The following is a 12,255-nucleotide window of genomic DNA, read 5'->3' as shown; positions in this document are numbered from 1 at the left end:
GCACTCCGGCAGCGGCATTGGCAGGCCGCGGGGCTGCGCTTATTGCGGGCCCATCTTGTCCATCAGGGCGGCGAGCATTTCATACTCTTCGCCGGTGAGGTCGGTCAGCGGGGTGCGTACCGGGCCTGCATCGTAGCCAGCAAGCTTGGCGCCGGCCTTGACGATGCTCACGGCGTAACCGGCCTTGCGGTTGCGGATGTCCAGGTATGGCAGGAAGAAGTCATCGATCAACTTGCCGACCGTGGCGTGGTCGTCGCGGGCGATGGCGTTGTAGAAGTCCATTGCGGTCTTGGGGACGAAGTTGAACACGGCCGAGGAGTAGACCGGCACGCCCAGCGCCTTGTAAGCCGCAGCATACACCTCGGCGGTCGGCAGGCCACCCAGGTAGCTGAAGCGATCGCCCAGGCGGCGACGAATCGACACCATCAGCTCGATATCACCCAGGCCATCCTTGTAGCCGATCAGGTTCGGGCAGCGCTCAGCCAGTTTTTCGAGCTGCGCAGCGTTCAGGCGGCAGACGTTGCGGTTGTAGACCACCACACCGATCTTCACCGAATTGCACACGGCCTCAACGTGGGCGGCTACGCCGTCCTGGCTGGCTTCGGTGAGGTAGTGCGGCAGCAGCAGCAGACCTTTGGCACCCAGGCGCTCGGCTTCCTGGGCGTACTCGATGGCCTGGCGGGTAGCACCGCCCACGCCAGCCAGGATGGGTACGGAGGTGGCGCAGGTATCGACGGCGGTCTTGATCACCTGGCTGTATTCGCTGGCAGCGAGGGAGAAGAATTCACCGGTGCCACCGGCGGCGAACAGTGCGCTGGCACCATAGGGGGCCAGCCATTCCAGGCGCTTGATGTAGCCGGCGGGGTTGAAGTCGCCCTGGGCGTTGAAGTCGGTGACAGGGAACGACAGCAGGCCGTGGGAGAGGATGGATTTCAGTTCTTGTGGATTCATTGTTGTAGGCATCCTGTGGGCGCTTGGGTAAGAAGGTGTACCAAGGTGAGAGGTAAGTTATCGTACAACTTGTGCGATGACTAGCCCTGCCCGAGAAATTTTTGCAGCGATGCCTATCCGCTGGGCGCTGTCGCGGTGCGCGGCAGCTGCCGGCAGATCACCTGGAACCGCGCTTTTGTGGGAGCGGGCTCGTCCCGCGATAGCGCCGCAACAGCCAACCGAAACGGCTGATCGTGCGCTGCGGCCGATCAGTCATCGTATGTCTTCGGGGAAAAAAGATCGCGGAGACAGGCACAAGCCCGCCGCCCGCTTCCACGGGAGGTGTTCTGGGACCAGCAGAGGGTGACCGGGGAAGCGGGGGCGACCTTGCGCCGCCCCGCGATCAAAGCTAACGAAGAGGGGTCAGGCCGCCTGGTGGCGCTTGCTGGCCTGGGATTTGCGGACCTGGGCGCGGCAGGCGTCGCCGAAGGCTTGGAACATCTTGATCGAATCCGGGTTCTTCGCCGCTTGCCACTCGGGGTGCCACTGCACCGCGAACAGGAAGGGCGAAATGCTCGGTGCATGAATGGCCTCGACCAGGCCATCTTCGGCGTGGGCGATCGGCTCGATGCCTTCACCCAGGTTGCGCAGGCCCTGACCGTGCAGCGAGTTCACGCGGATCTCGTCGGTGCCCAGGGTTTCGCGCAGCCAACTGCCGGGTTTGATCTTCACCCCGTGGGAGGCGGCGTACTGCACATCGACCGGGTCTTCAGGGTTTTCGCGATGGTCGTTGAAGCCTGGTTCGGCGTAGACCTTCTGGTAGATGTCACCACCCAGGGCCACGTTGATTTCCTGCATGCCGCGACAGATGCCGAAGATCGGCAGGCCGCGGGCGATGGCCAGTTGCACCAGGGGGATGTCGAACAGGTCGCGGTTCTTGTCCTGGGCCTTGCCGGGGGTTTCGTTCTCCTGGCCATAGAGAGCCGGATCGATATTGCTGCCGGCGCCGGTCAGGTAGATGCCGTCGGCCATGTCCAGGTACGCCTCGAGGGCGTCGGTGCCGCAGCAGGTCGGGACCAGGACCGGGATGCAGTCGGCGAAATCGACCAGGGGAGTGATGTATTTATGGGTCATGACCTGATAGTCGTGACCTTTGCGCTCTTGGCTGCCCATGGTCATCAGGACGATGGGCTTGCGCAGGGAGGGTTGCTTGTTGCCAATGTTGCTGTTGGACATATGTCACCTTGGGACAGGTTTTACCTGTCGTTGTTGTGCAGGTCCGCGGCCTTGGGCCCTTGATGCGTGACCTGTGGTCCCGAGCACTGCCGGCGCGGCCTGAAGGCTGCGGAACCGGTCGGGACATGCTTCATAGCTTGCCAGAGCCGTTTAATATGTCAAACGACTGACGCGTCGGTTTCATGGGGTAATCGGCCTGTTTTCGGGGGCTTTACCTGCTGCAAGCCTGAGCCGACAAGGCTTTGGCAGGGGAGTAGGTCAATAATATTTAACGATGCAGTCGGGTCTTTGCAGCGCTGCAATAAACCTGGCGTTTGCGGCGCTGGCCGGATTTGACAGCACACCCTCGCCGAGGGAAGAGTGGCAGGCAGTGCCCTGGGCCATCGCCATTCCAAATCCAATAAAGGGAGCTTCAGATGTCCGCACCGTCCACAGGTCCTGTCGTACGTGTTCCTCTTGCGCAGTTGCAGGAGCGGTTGCAGCAGATCTTCCAGCGTCATGGATGCAGCGAGGCAGTGGCCGCAGTGCTGGCCGCCAACTGCGCCAGCGCCCAGCGCGATGGTGCCCACAGTCATGGCGTGTTCCGCATGCCGGGTTATGTCTCGACCCTGGCCAGCGGCTGGGTCGATGGCGCTGCGGTGCCCGAGGTCACGGATGTCGCCCCGGCCTTCGTGCGGGTCGATGCCAGGGGCGGTTTCGCCCAGCCAGCCCTGGCGGCGGCACGCACGCTGTTGGTGGAGAAGGCGCGCCAGGCGGGTATCGCCGTGCTGGCTATCCATAACTCCCACCATTTCGCGGCGCTCTGGCCAGATGTGGAACCCTTTGCCGAAGGGGGCCTGGTTGCATTGAGCGTGGTCAACAGCATGACCTGCGTGGTGCCCCACGGCGCGCGCAAACCGTTGTTCGGCACCAATCCCATCGCCTTCGCGGCGCCGTGCCAGGGGCTTGCCCCGATCGTCTTCGACATGGCCACCAGTGCCATGGCCCATGGCGATGTACAGATCGCTGCGCGCCAGGGTGAGCAATTGCCGCCAGGTGTCGGCGTCGATGCCGAAGGTGAGCCGACCACCGATCCCAAGGCGATTCTCGAAGGCGGCGCCTTGCTGCCGTTCGGTGGGCACAAGGGCTCGGCGCTGTCGATGATGGTCGAACTACTCGCGGCGGCGCTGACGGGCGGGCATTTTTCCTGGGAGTTCGACTGGTCGCAGCATCCAGGCGCCAAGACCCCCTGGACCGGGCAGTTGATCATCGTCATCGACCCGAGCAAGGCCGAAGGCGGGCGTTTTGCCGAGCGCAGTCGTGCATTGGTGGAGCAGATGCACGCGGCGGGGTTGTCGCGCTTGCCGGGGGAACGGCGGTTCAGGGAGCGGGCGGTTTCGCAGCGCGAAGGCGTTGCGGTCAGCGAGCAGGAGTGGCAGGGGCTCGAGCGCTTGTTGGCGTCGGATCGACCGCTGTAGCGTACCCACCCTTGCGAGCATCAAGCTGGCGCGCTCCCACAGGGGGCACGCCAGCATTCAGACGCTTTGCTCTGCGCGTAGCCGCGCTAGAACTTCACATCCATCGCCACCTCGAAGGTGCGCGGCGCGCCCATGTAGTACTGCTGCCCATAAGCCTGCTTGGCATATACCTCATCGGTGAGGTTGCGTACGCGACCGGTGAGGGTGGTGTGTTGGTCCAGGCGATAGCGGGCGAAGGCGCCGAACAGGGTGTAGGCGGGGGCCTTCAGGCTGTTGGCGTTGTCGGCGTAGACCGAGTCGACGTAGCGAGCATCCACGCCGGCCGACCAGTCTTGAGTGAAGGCATAGCTCAACCACAGGTTGGCGACGTTGGCCGGCACGTTGACCGGCGCATTGCCTTTGCGAGATACCGACACGCCGCCCACCGCTTCGTTGAATTCATCGTATCGGGCATCGACATAGGCGTAGTTGGCCTCGGCCAACAGCTTGGGCGTGACCTGCAGGCGCCCGGACAGCTCGATACCGCGCGAGGTCTGCTGGCCCGCCTGCACCGTCAGGTTGGGGTCGTTGGAGTCACGCACCGCGAAATCCTTGCGCACGATCTGGTAGACCGCCACGGTGGCGGCGCCGCGTCCGTCAAGGAAGTCGAACTTGCTGCCGGCTTCCCACTGCTCGCCCTTGGACAGATCGAACAAGCCGACGTTGGAATAGGTCGCCGATGCCAGCGAACCGGCTGGCAGGTCGGCGGAGTTGCTGTACTGCAGATAGACACTGGCTGTCGGCGTCAGCTCGTAGGTCAGGCCGATGCGTCCGGACAGCGGCTCCCAGCGGCGCTCGAAGTAGGCTGGCGAGCTGGGGCTGACCGGGCCATAGTTGGTGACCTGCATGTCCAGGTAGTCGTAGCGCAGGGCCGTCAGCAGGGCCAGCCGGTCGGTCAGTTGCAGGCGGTTCTCGGCGAACAGCGCGCGATTGAGCACCTCGTTGCGTCGCTGTTTGGTCAGGCCGCGATTGACGCCCGGAATGTCGTAGAAGCTGCCGGGGTCGAAGTGATCCGGATCGACCACGTCGCTGTAGCCGCCCGAGGTCGGGTACAGGGTCTGGTGCATGCTCGACCAGTCCAGCCCCAGCGACCACTGGCTGCTCAGCCCGAACAGGCTGTTGTCGTGGCGCAGCTCGACGCGATCGCCGATCACGCTCTGCTGGTGGCGCTGCAGGTAGGGGCTGGAGCGCACCACGTTGCCGGCGCTGTTGTAGCGGTAGCTTTCAAGATTGCGGTAATCACGCTGGGCATTGTAGTGGTAGAGGGTGTTCTGCACGCTGGTGCTGTCACTCACCTGGTAATCGAGGATCGAGCGCAGCCAGCGCACTCGCTGCTCGTAGCGTCCGTCGGCGACATTGTAGTTCTCGAAGCGGCGGCTCTTGTCGATCTTCATGGTGCTGCGCCCCGGCAGGATGGGCGAACCCCAGTAGGGGCTGTCCTCTTTGTCTTCCTGGTACTCCAGGGCCAGGGTGTGGGTGAGGTTGGGCGAGAGGTCGCTGAGCAACGAGAAGGCCAGGCTGTCGGTGTTGCGCTGGTTGCGGTCAATGTAGCCATTGCCCTGGCTGTGGCTGAAGTCCAGGCGTGCGAAGTGACGGGCATCGGCGGGGTTCTCGGCCAGGGCCTGGTTGATGCCGAAGGCGACTTCCGAGTCGTCGTAGCTGCCATAGCGGATACGCCCGTCGAGGGTCTGTGCTTCGCGGCTGGCGAGCTTGGTGATGTAGTTGATCGAGCCACCCACGGCACCGGCGCCATGCAGAAACGACGACGGTCCGCCGATCAGCTCGACCCTATCCAGCACCCAGGCATCCACCGGACGGGTGGCGCTGCTGTAGCCCAGGTTGATGCCGTTGTAGAGCTGGGTCACCTGGTTCTGGGTGAAGCCACGGTAGGCGACGAAACCACCGTAGCCGGGGTTGGCCGAGGCGTTGACGCCGGTCATGGCGTTGATCACGTCTTGGCTGTCCTTGGCGTCACGCTGCTCGATCACCCGGCGGTCCGAGACGCTGACCGAAGCGGGTGTCTGCCGTGCGGTGAGGCCCAGGCGCGAGCCGGTACGGATTGGTTCGTCCAGTTGCACGCCGGAGGGCGCCTGCTGTTCGGCGTCGATGGTGGTGGCGTCGAGCTGCACGGGGGCGACGTCGGCCCAGGCACAGGTGCAGGTGGTGCCCATCAGGAGCACCAGAGAAGTGTTGCGGATCATGTTGTAGTGATTCCACGCAAAGGTCATGGCTGACCCGCGGGCACGGGCGTGCCCGCCTGGGGTCAGGCGAGGGGCGCTGCTGCGGGGAAATCGGAAGGGGATGCGCGGGGCGGGATGGCGGGGCGCAGGTAGCGCGGCGGCGGCTGCGCCCAACTGCGCACGATGATCGGCGAGGGGACCCCGCTGTGTGCTGCTGGGAATGACCACAGGCTACCGGTCAGCGGCACGGCCAGCGCAAAGGAGGAGCACACCGGGCAATCGAGCTGGGCCATGTGCTGGTCGCTGCTGCTGTCGCCCAGGTCGATGGCCGGGCCTTTGCCGGTACTGTCGAGGGCGCAGAAACCACCGTCCAGGCCCGACAGACGCAGGCCGCTCATCTGGCCGTGGTGCAGGCCACAGAGCAACAGGCTGAACAGAACGCTGGCATAGAGCGTCCAGGCGGTCAGCGAACGTGTCCGACGGGTGGTTTTCATGGCCGCGAATCTACCATTCGGATGGCGGGGAGGGTGGCGGTGTTGGTGTGGTCGATTGTCGCAGCGCCGTGGCGAATATCGCGGTGCCGTTTTCGCGGGTAAGCCTGCTTGAAGCACTCTGCAGCCACTGACGCAGCCCCTGGGGCCCATAAGCACCGAAACCGGGCTCAAGGCCGCTCCGTGGTTGTGCGCGGCGCCCTATCCCGGAGCGGCGACCGAAAAATTTCATCTTCGTTCATCTGCGGAGTTGGCCCGCAACCTGCTATATCAGTTCAGCAATTCAGACAAGCGGTCATTGCGTACCCCATCGTAGGTAAACGCGACAGATCAGCCAATATTTAGCCACACCACGGATTTCAGGGGCTGCAGGATGTCGTCCGCGCAACAATTCGAACAATCTGAAGGCGATAGCGGCTGGAGTGCTCACCTGCAATTGCGCTTCGTCAAGCGCGGGGACGTGACTCGCCTTGGTGCGCGCAAACATTACGGCCCTCTTTTGGTGCAGCGCCCGTTCTATCCTGAAGGCGCGCCGTGTCATGTCTACATCCTTCACCCGCCCGGCGGCATCGTCGCAGGTGACCGGCTCGAACTCGATATCCATCTGGAGCCTGGCAGCCACGCGCTGCTGACCATGCCTGGCGCGAGCAAGTTCTACCGCAGCATCGGTCCGACCGCGCAGCTGGCGCAACGCTTCCACCTGGCGGCTGACAGCACGCTGGAATGGCTGCCTCACGACAGCATCTTCTTCGACGGCGCCCGCGCCCGGCTCGACAGCCGTTTCACCCTTGCACCCGGCGCTCGCCTGCTGGCCTGGGAAACCTTGTGCCTGGGCCGTCCGGTGATGAACGAGCACTTCGATCATGGCGCCCTCGACAGCCGGCTGCAGGTCGAGCTGCCCCACGAGCCGGGGCTCCACGAGCGCCTGCGCGTAGAGGGCGGGCATCTGGAAAAACTCGGCGGTTATCCGCTGGTCGCGACCTTCTGCGCCGCACCTGCCGATACGCACCTGCTCGAGCAGGTACGCCAGGTGCTCGACGACGTGGACACTCCGGCTGGCGTGACCCTGCTCGGGCCGTTGCTGGTGATTCGCCTGCTCGATAACGACAACCAACATGTGCAACGTACCCTGCAGCGCCTCTGGCATCTGTTGCGCCCGGCCGTCCTGGGCCTGGCGCCGAGCCCGCCGCGCATCTGGGCCACCTGAGAGAGCCTCCCATGGAGCTGACCCCGAGAGAGAAAGACAAACTGCTGCTGTTCACGGCCGCGCTGGTCGCCGAGCGCCGCCTGGCCCGTGGATTGAAGCTCAACTACCCGGAAGCTGTGGCACTGATCAGCGCCGCAGTGATGGAGGGTGCGCGTGACGGTCGCACGGTTGCCGAGCTGATGAGCCTGGGCCGCGAGGTGCTCAGCCGTGACCAGGTCATGGAGGGCGTGCCGGAGCTGATCCCCGACGTCCAGGTGGAAGCGACCTTCCCCGATGGCACCAAGCTTGTGACGGTCCACGAGCCTATCGTCTGACGCTGCCCAGGAGGCATTCATGATTCCCGGAGAAATCCAGGTCGCCGCAGGCGACATCGAGCTCAATGTCGGCCGTGAAACGGTCAGCGTCAGCGTTGCCAATCATGGCGACCGCCCGGTGCAGGTCGGCTCGCACTACCACTTCTACGAAGTCAACGATGCGCTGGTGTTCGAGCGCGAACCAGCCCGGGGTTTTCGCCTGGACATCCCCGCCGGCACCGCCGTGCGTTTCGAGCCTGGCCAGTCACGTACCGTGCAGTTGGTGGCCTACGCTGGCAAGCGTGAGGTGTATGGCTTCCAGGGCAAGGTGATGGGCGCGCTGGAGGGCAAGGCATGAGCCGTATTTCCCGTCGGGCCTACGCCGACATGTTCGGGCCCACCGTCGGCGACCGCGTGCGCCTGGCCGATACGGCGCTGTGGGTCGAAGTCGAGAAGGACTTCACGATCTACGGCGAGGAGGTCAAGTTCGGTGGTGGCAAGGTCATTCGCGATGGCATGGGGCAGGGCCAGATGCTGGCTGCCGAAGCCGTGGACCTGGTGCTGACCAATGCGCTGATCATCGATCATTGGGGGATCGTCAAGGCCGACATCGGCGTGCGCGGAGGGCGTATCGTCGCCATCGGCAAGGCGGGCAACCCGGACATTCAACCCGGCGTCACCATCCCGGTCGGCGCAGCGACGGAAGTGATCGCCGCCGAGGGCAAGATCGTCACCGCAGGCGGCATCGACACACACATCCACTTCATCTCCCCGCAGCAGGTGGATGAAGCCTTGACCAGCGGCGTCACCACCTTCATCGGTGGCGGCACCGGCCCTGCGACCGGCAGCAACGCCACCACCTGTACGCCGGGGCCCTGGTACCTGGCGCGCATGCTCCAGGCTGCCGACAGCTTGCCGATCAACATCGGTTTTCTCGGCAAGGGCAACGTCTCCAAGCCTGAACCGCTGCGCGAGCAGATCGCCGCCGGTGCCATGGGCATGAAACTGCACGAAGACTGGGGTTCGACGCCGGCGGCCATCGATTGCTGCATGAGCGTGGCCGAAGAGATGGACATCCAGGTCGCGATCCACAGCGATACGCTCAACGAATCCGGCTGCATCGAGGACACCCTGGCAGCGATTGGCGATCGCACCATCCACACCTTCCATACCGAAGGGGCGGGCGGTGGTCATGCGCCGGACATCATTCGCGCGGCGGGGCAGGCCAACGTGCTGCCGTCCTCGACCAACCCGACGTTGCCCTACACCATCAACACCGTGGATGAGCACCTGGACATGCTCATGGTCTGCCACCACCTGGACCCGAGCATTGCCGAAGACGTGGCCTTTGCCGAGTCGCGTATCCGCCGTGAGACCATCGCCGCCGAGGACATCCTCCACGACATGGGCGCGTTCTCCATGACGTCGTCCGACTCCCAGGCCATGGGCCGGGTCGGCGAAGTGGTGCTGCGGACCTGGCAGGTGGCCCACCAGATGAAGGTGCGTCGTGGGCCCCTGGCGCCGGACGGCAGCTACAGCGACAACTTCCGGGTCAAGCGCTACATCGCCAAATACACCATCAATCCGGCGCTGAGCCATGGCATCGCGCACGAGGTCGGTTCGGTGGAGGTAGGCAAGCTGGCCGACCTGGTGGTCTGGTCGCCAGCGTTCTTCGGTGTCAAGCCGTCGGCGGTGATCAAGGCCGGCCTGATCGTCACGGCGCCCATGGGCGATATCAACGGCTCGATCCCGACCCCGCAGCCGGTGCACTACCGCCCGATGTACGCAAGCTTCGGTGCAGCTCGCCACGCCACGCGCATGACTTTCCTGCCCCAGGCCGCCATGGACCGTGGGTTGGCCGAGGAGCTCGGGCTGCGCAGCCTGATCGGGGTCACCCGCGGCTGTCGCCGGGTGCGCAAGGCCGACATGGTGCATAACGGCCTGCAGCCGTTGATCGAGGTCGATGCCCAGACTTACCAGGTGCGCGCCGATGGCGAGTTGCTGGTGTGCGAACCGGCCAGCGAACTGCCGCTGGCCCAGCGTTATTTCCTGTTTTGAAGGAGCAAGCATGATTGTCCTGACCCGCCGTGTCGCCGAGGCTGCCTCGGTCACCGGTACTGTCACCCTGGATGTGGACAGCCGAATCAAGAGCCGCCTGCGCGTGACCCTCGACGATGGCCGCGAAGCCGGCCTGATGCTCGAGCGCGGCCATCTGCTGCGCGGTGGCGAACTGCTCGCCGATGCCGACGGCCAGCATCTGGTGCAGGTGCTGGCGGCACCGGAGCGTGTGTCCACGGTGCGCTGCGCCGATCCGTTGTCGCTGGCGCGTGCGGCCTATCACCTGGGCAATCGCCATGTGCCGTTGCAGATCGAGGCCGGCTTTTTGCGCTACCAGCATGATCATGTGCTGGACGAAATGGTGCGCGGCCTGGGCCTTGAGGTACTGATCGAGCAGGCGCCGTTCGAGCCGGAGGCGGGCGCCTACCAGAGCGCCCCTCACGGCCACGCCCACGATCATCCCTTCGTTCGCCTGTAATCCTTCCGAATTGCTTTGGAGCACACAATGAAAAAAGCCCTTGCCCTGGCGTTACTGATGATTGCCTTGCCAGCCTTCGCCCACCCCGGCCACGACAACAACCCGCTGCAGGATGGCCTGCTGCACCCGCTGACAGGTCTGGACCACCTGCTCATGCTGCTCGGTACCGGCGTATTGGCCGCGCTGACCCGACGCAACCTGAGCTTGCCGCTGGCCACGCTCTCGGCGATGTTCGGCGGCGCGGTGCTCGGGCATCTGTTCGGTGACCTGGTCGGTGTCGAAACCATGATCTCCATCTCGCTGGTGGTGGCCGCCTGCGCCATGCTGCTGCCCAACCGCCAGGTGCTGCTGGCCCTGGCCATGCCCGTGTTCGCCCTGTTCCATGGTTGGGCCCACGGCGTGGAAGCGACGCCCAGCGCGTTCTGGATGTTCAGTGCAGGCTTCGTCACCGTCAGTGCGCTGCTGCTGGTGGTCGGGTTCGGCGTTGGCTGCCTGCTGCGCCGCCACAGCAAGCTGCAGAAGCTGTTCGGTGGTGGCTTGCTGGCCGGCGCCGCGTTCGTGCTGGCCGGCTGATGAGCAGCGACCTGGCGCTGTTGCGTCTGCTGCAACTGGCGAGCCCGGGCCTGCCGGTGGGTGGTTTCACCTACTCGCAAGGCCTGGAGTGGGCCGTCGAGGCCGGTTGGGTGCGTGACACGGCCGGCTTTTGTGCCTGGCAGCGTGAGCAGTTGCACGACACCCTGGGGTGTCTCGATTGGCCGTTGCTGGCGCGCCTCTACCGCGCATGCCAGGACGATGATGCCGAGGCCTTCGCACGCTGGACCCAATTTCTGCTGGCCAACCGCGAGACGGCCGAGCTGCGGCTTGAAGAGCGCCAGCGGGGCAGCGCCCTGGCGCGGCTGCTCGATGGCTGGCAACTGGCCCAGGCGCCGGCCTGGCGTGAGAGCATCGAGCTATCCCAGCTCGGTGGCATGGCCTGGCTGGGCGCGCACTGGTCGATCCCGCTGCGCGACTTGGCCCTCGGCCATGGCTTCGCCTGGCTTGAAGGCGCGGTCATGGCCGGGGTCAAGCTGGTGCCTTTCGGCCAGCAGGCGGCCCAGACATTGCTGCGCGACTTGGGCGCCGAGTTGCCCGCCGTGCTCGACCAGGCCCTGACCCTTGGCGATGACGAACTGGGCGGCGGCCTGCCGCTGCTGGCCATCGCCTCGTCACGACACGAAACCCAATACACCCGTTTGTTCCGTTCCTGAGGACTGCCAACATGCAAAGCTATCAGCAACCCCTGCGCGTCGGTGTCGGCGGCCCGGTCGGCTCCGGCAAGACCGCGCTGCTCGAGGCCCTGTGCAAGGCCATGCGTGATCATTACCACATCGCCGTGGTGACCAACGATATCTACACCAAGGAGGACCAGCGCATCCTCACCGAGGCCGGGGCCTTGGAGCCTGAGCGTATCGTTGGCGTCGAGACCGGCGGCTGCCCGCACACCGCGATTCGCGAAGACGCCTCGATGAACCTGGCGGCGGTGGAAGCGCTGGCGCGCAAGTTCGGTAACCTGGAGGTGATCTTCGTCGAGAGTGGTGGCGATAACCTGAGCGCGACTTTCAGCCCGGAACTGGCCGACCTGACCATCTACGTGATCGACGTGGCCGAAGGCGAGAAGATCCCGCGCAAGGGCGGGCCGGGCATCACCAAGTCGGACTTCCTGGTGATCAACAAGACCGACCTTGCACCTTATGTCGGTGCTTCACTGGAAGTGATGGAGCGCGACACCAACCGCATGCGCCCCGAGCGACCCTGGACGTTCAGCAACCTGAAGAAGGGTGACGGGTTGCAGGCGGTGATCGATTTCATCGTCGATCGCGGGATGCTGGGGGTGAGGGGGTAAGCCT

General features: G+C 64.8%; 13 protein-coding genes. 9 read left to right on the top strand and 4 right to left on the bottom strand.

From position 1 onward, the window contains the following. Positions 1-39 precede the first annotated feature (39 nt). Positions 40-951 (bottom strand): 5-dehydro-4-deoxyglucarate dehydratase, encoded by a 912-nt coding sequence (gene kdgD / locus F6X62_RS13100; RefSeq protein ID WP_054890769.1) that lies wholly within the window; start codon positions 949-951, stop codon positions 40-42. 402 nt (positions 952-1,353) lie between these two features. Continuing rightward, positions 1,354-2,166: a gamma-glutamyl-gamma-aminobutyrate hydrolase family protein gene (locus F6X62_RS13095; protein WP_153773767.1), complete on the bottom strand. Its 813-nt coding sequence runs from the start codon at positions 2,164-2,166 to the stop codon at positions 1,354-1,356. A 416-nt stretch (positions 2,167-2,582) separates the two neighbouring features. Between F6X62_RS13095 and F6X62_RS13090 the strand changes: the two genes are divergently transcribed. Beyond that, complete coding sequence (locus tag F6X62_RS13090) at positions 2,583-3,623, top strand: Ldh family oxidoreductase (protein ID WP_153773766.1); 1,041 nt, start codon at positions 2,583-2,585, stop codon at positions 3,621-3,623. Positions 3,624-3,709: 86 nt separating this feature from the next. Here the strand turns inward: F6X62_RS13090 and F6X62_RS13085 are convergent, their stop codons facing one another. Both F6X62_RS13085 and F6X62_RS13080 read right to left on the bottom strand, forming a co-directional pair. Continuing rightward, positions 3,710-5,863, bottom strand: coding sequence for a TonB-dependent siderophore receptor (locus F6X62_RS13085; RefSeq protein WP_153773765.1), 2,154 nt, complete (start codon positions 5,861-5,863; stop codon positions 3,710-3,712). A gap of 62 nt (positions 5,864-5,925) precedes the next feature. Further along, on the bottom strand, positions 5,926-6,336 hold the full coding sequence (locus tag F6X62_RS13080) for a DUF2946 domain-containing protein (RefSeq protein ID WP_153773764.1): 411 nt from the start codon (positions 6,334-6,336) through the stop codon (positions 5,926-5,928). 370 nt (positions 6,337-6,706) lie between these two features. Here F6X62_RS13080 and F6X62_RS13075 point away from each other — a divergent pair, with 370 nt between their 5' ends. Genes F6X62_RS13075 through ureG form a run of 8 tightly spaced genes read left to right on the top strand, consistent with a single transcriptional unit; the run spans position 6,707 to position 12,251 of the window. After that, positions 6,707-7,540, top strand: coding sequence for an urease accessory protein UreD (locus F6X62_RS13075; protein WP_153773763.1), 834 nt, complete (start codon positions 6,707-6,709; stop codon positions 7,538-7,540). Between the two features lie 11 nt (positions 7,541-7,551). After that, positions 7,552-7,854: an urease subunit gamma gene (locus F6X62_RS13070; RefSeq protein ID WP_054890764.1), complete on the top strand. Its 303-nt coding sequence runs from the start codon at positions 7,552-7,554 to the stop codon at positions 7,852-7,854. Positions 7,855-7,873: 19 nt separating this feature from the next. Continuing rightward, positions 7,874-8,191, top strand: coding sequence for an urease subunit beta (locus F6X62_RS13065; RefSeq protein ID WP_054890763.1), 318 nt, complete (start codon positions 7,874-7,876; stop codon positions 8,189-8,191). Beyond that, positions 8,188-9,891, top strand: coding sequence for an urease subunit alpha (gene ureC / locus F6X62_RS13060; RefSeq protein WP_153773762.1), 1,704 nt, complete (start codon positions 8,188-8,190; stop codon positions 9,889-9,891). Before F6X62_RS13065 ends, ureC begins: the two co-directional genes overlap by 4 nt. A 10-nt stretch (positions 9,892-9,901) precedes the next feature. Further along, entirely contained in the window at positions 9,902-10,369 is a 468-nt protein-coding gene (gene ureE / locus F6X62_RS13055; RefSeq protein WP_153773761.1) for an urease accessory protein UreE, read from the top strand. A 27-nt stretch (positions 10,370-10,396) separates the two neighbouring features. Next, positions 10,397-10,942 (top strand): HupE/UreJ family protein, encoded by a 546-nt coding sequence (locus F6X62_RS13050; protein WP_063545045.1) that lies wholly within the window; start codon positions 10,397-10,399, stop codon positions 10,940-10,942. Further along, entirely contained in the window at positions 10,942-11,616 is a 675-nt protein-coding gene (locus tag F6X62_RS13045; protein WP_054890759.1) for an urease accessory protein UreF, read from the top strand. The genes F6X62_RS13050 and F6X62_RS13045 overlap by 1 nt, the downstream gene beginning before the upstream one ends. 11 nt (positions 11,617-11,627) lie before the next feature. After that, positions 11,628-12,251, top strand: coding sequence for an urease accessory protein UreG (gene ureG, locus F6X62_RS13040; protein WP_054890758.1), 624 nt, complete (start codon positions 11,628-11,630; stop codon positions 12,249-12,251). The last annotated feature ends 4 nt before the right edge of the window (positions 12,252-12,255 follow it).

This window comes from Pseudomonas sp. MNR3A (genome assembly GCF_009650575.1).
Classification (GTDB): domain Bacteria; phylum Pseudomonadota; class Gammaproteobacteria; order Pseudomonadales; family Pseudomonadaceae; genus Aquipseudomonas; species Aquipseudomonas machongensis.
This window is presented reverse-complemented; position numbering and strand designations above follow the sequence as displayed.

Excerpts from the sequence above, each read along its gene's own strand:
- ureE (WP_153773761.1), top strand. The coding sequence starts at position 9,902 with ATGATTGTCCTGACCCGCCGTGTCGCCGAGGCTGCCTCGGTCACCGGT.
- F6X62_RS13065 (WP_054890763.1), top strand. The coding sequence starts at position 7,874 with ATGATTCCCGGAGAAATCCAGGTCGCCGCAGGCGACATCGAGCTCAAT.
- F6X62_RS13045 (WP_054890759.1), top strand. The coding sequence starts at position 10,942 with ATGAGCAGCGACCTGGCGCTGTTGCGTCTGCTGCAACTGGCGAGCCCG.
- F6X62_RS13090 (WP_153773766.1), top strand. The coding sequence starts at position 2,583 with ATGTCCGCACCGTCCACAGGTCCTGTCGTACGTGTTCCTCTTGCGCAG.
- F6X62_RS13085 (WP_153773765.1), bottom strand. The coding sequence starts at position 5,863 with ATGATCCGCAACACTTCTCTGGTGCTCCTGATGGGCACCACCTGCACC.
- F6X62_RS13095 (WP_153773767.1), bottom strand. The coding sequence starts at position 2,166 with ATGTCCAACAGCAACATTGGCAACAAGCAACCCTCCCTGCGCAAGCCC.
- ureC (WP_153773762.1), top strand. The coding sequence starts at position 8,188 with ATGAGCCGTATTTCCCGTCGGGCCTACGCCGACATGTTCGGGCCCACC.
- kdgD (WP_054890769.1), bottom strand. The coding sequence starts at position 951 with ATGAATCCACAAGAACTGAAATCCATCCTCTCCCACGGCCTGCTGTCG.
- F6X62_RS13075 (WP_153773763.1), top strand. The coding sequence starts at position 6,707 with ATGTCGTCCGCGCAACAATTCGAACAATCTGAAGGCGATAGCGGCTGG.
- F6X62_RS13080 (WP_153773764.1), bottom strand. The coding sequence starts at position 6,336 with ATGAAAACCACCCGTCGGACACGTTCGCTGACCGCCTGGACGCTCTAT.
- ureG (WP_054890758.1), top strand. The coding sequence starts at position 11,628 with ATGCAAAGCTATCAGCAACCCCTGCGCGTCGGTGTCGGCGGCCCGGTC.
- F6X62_RS13050 (WP_063545045.1), top strand. The coding sequence starts at position 10,397 with ATGAAAAAAGCCCTTGCCCTGGCGTTACTGATGATTGCCTTGCCAGCC.
- F6X62_RS13070 (WP_054890764.1), top strand. The coding sequence starts at position 7,552 with ATGGAGCTGACCCCGAGAGAGAAAGACAAACTGCTGCTGTTCACGGCC.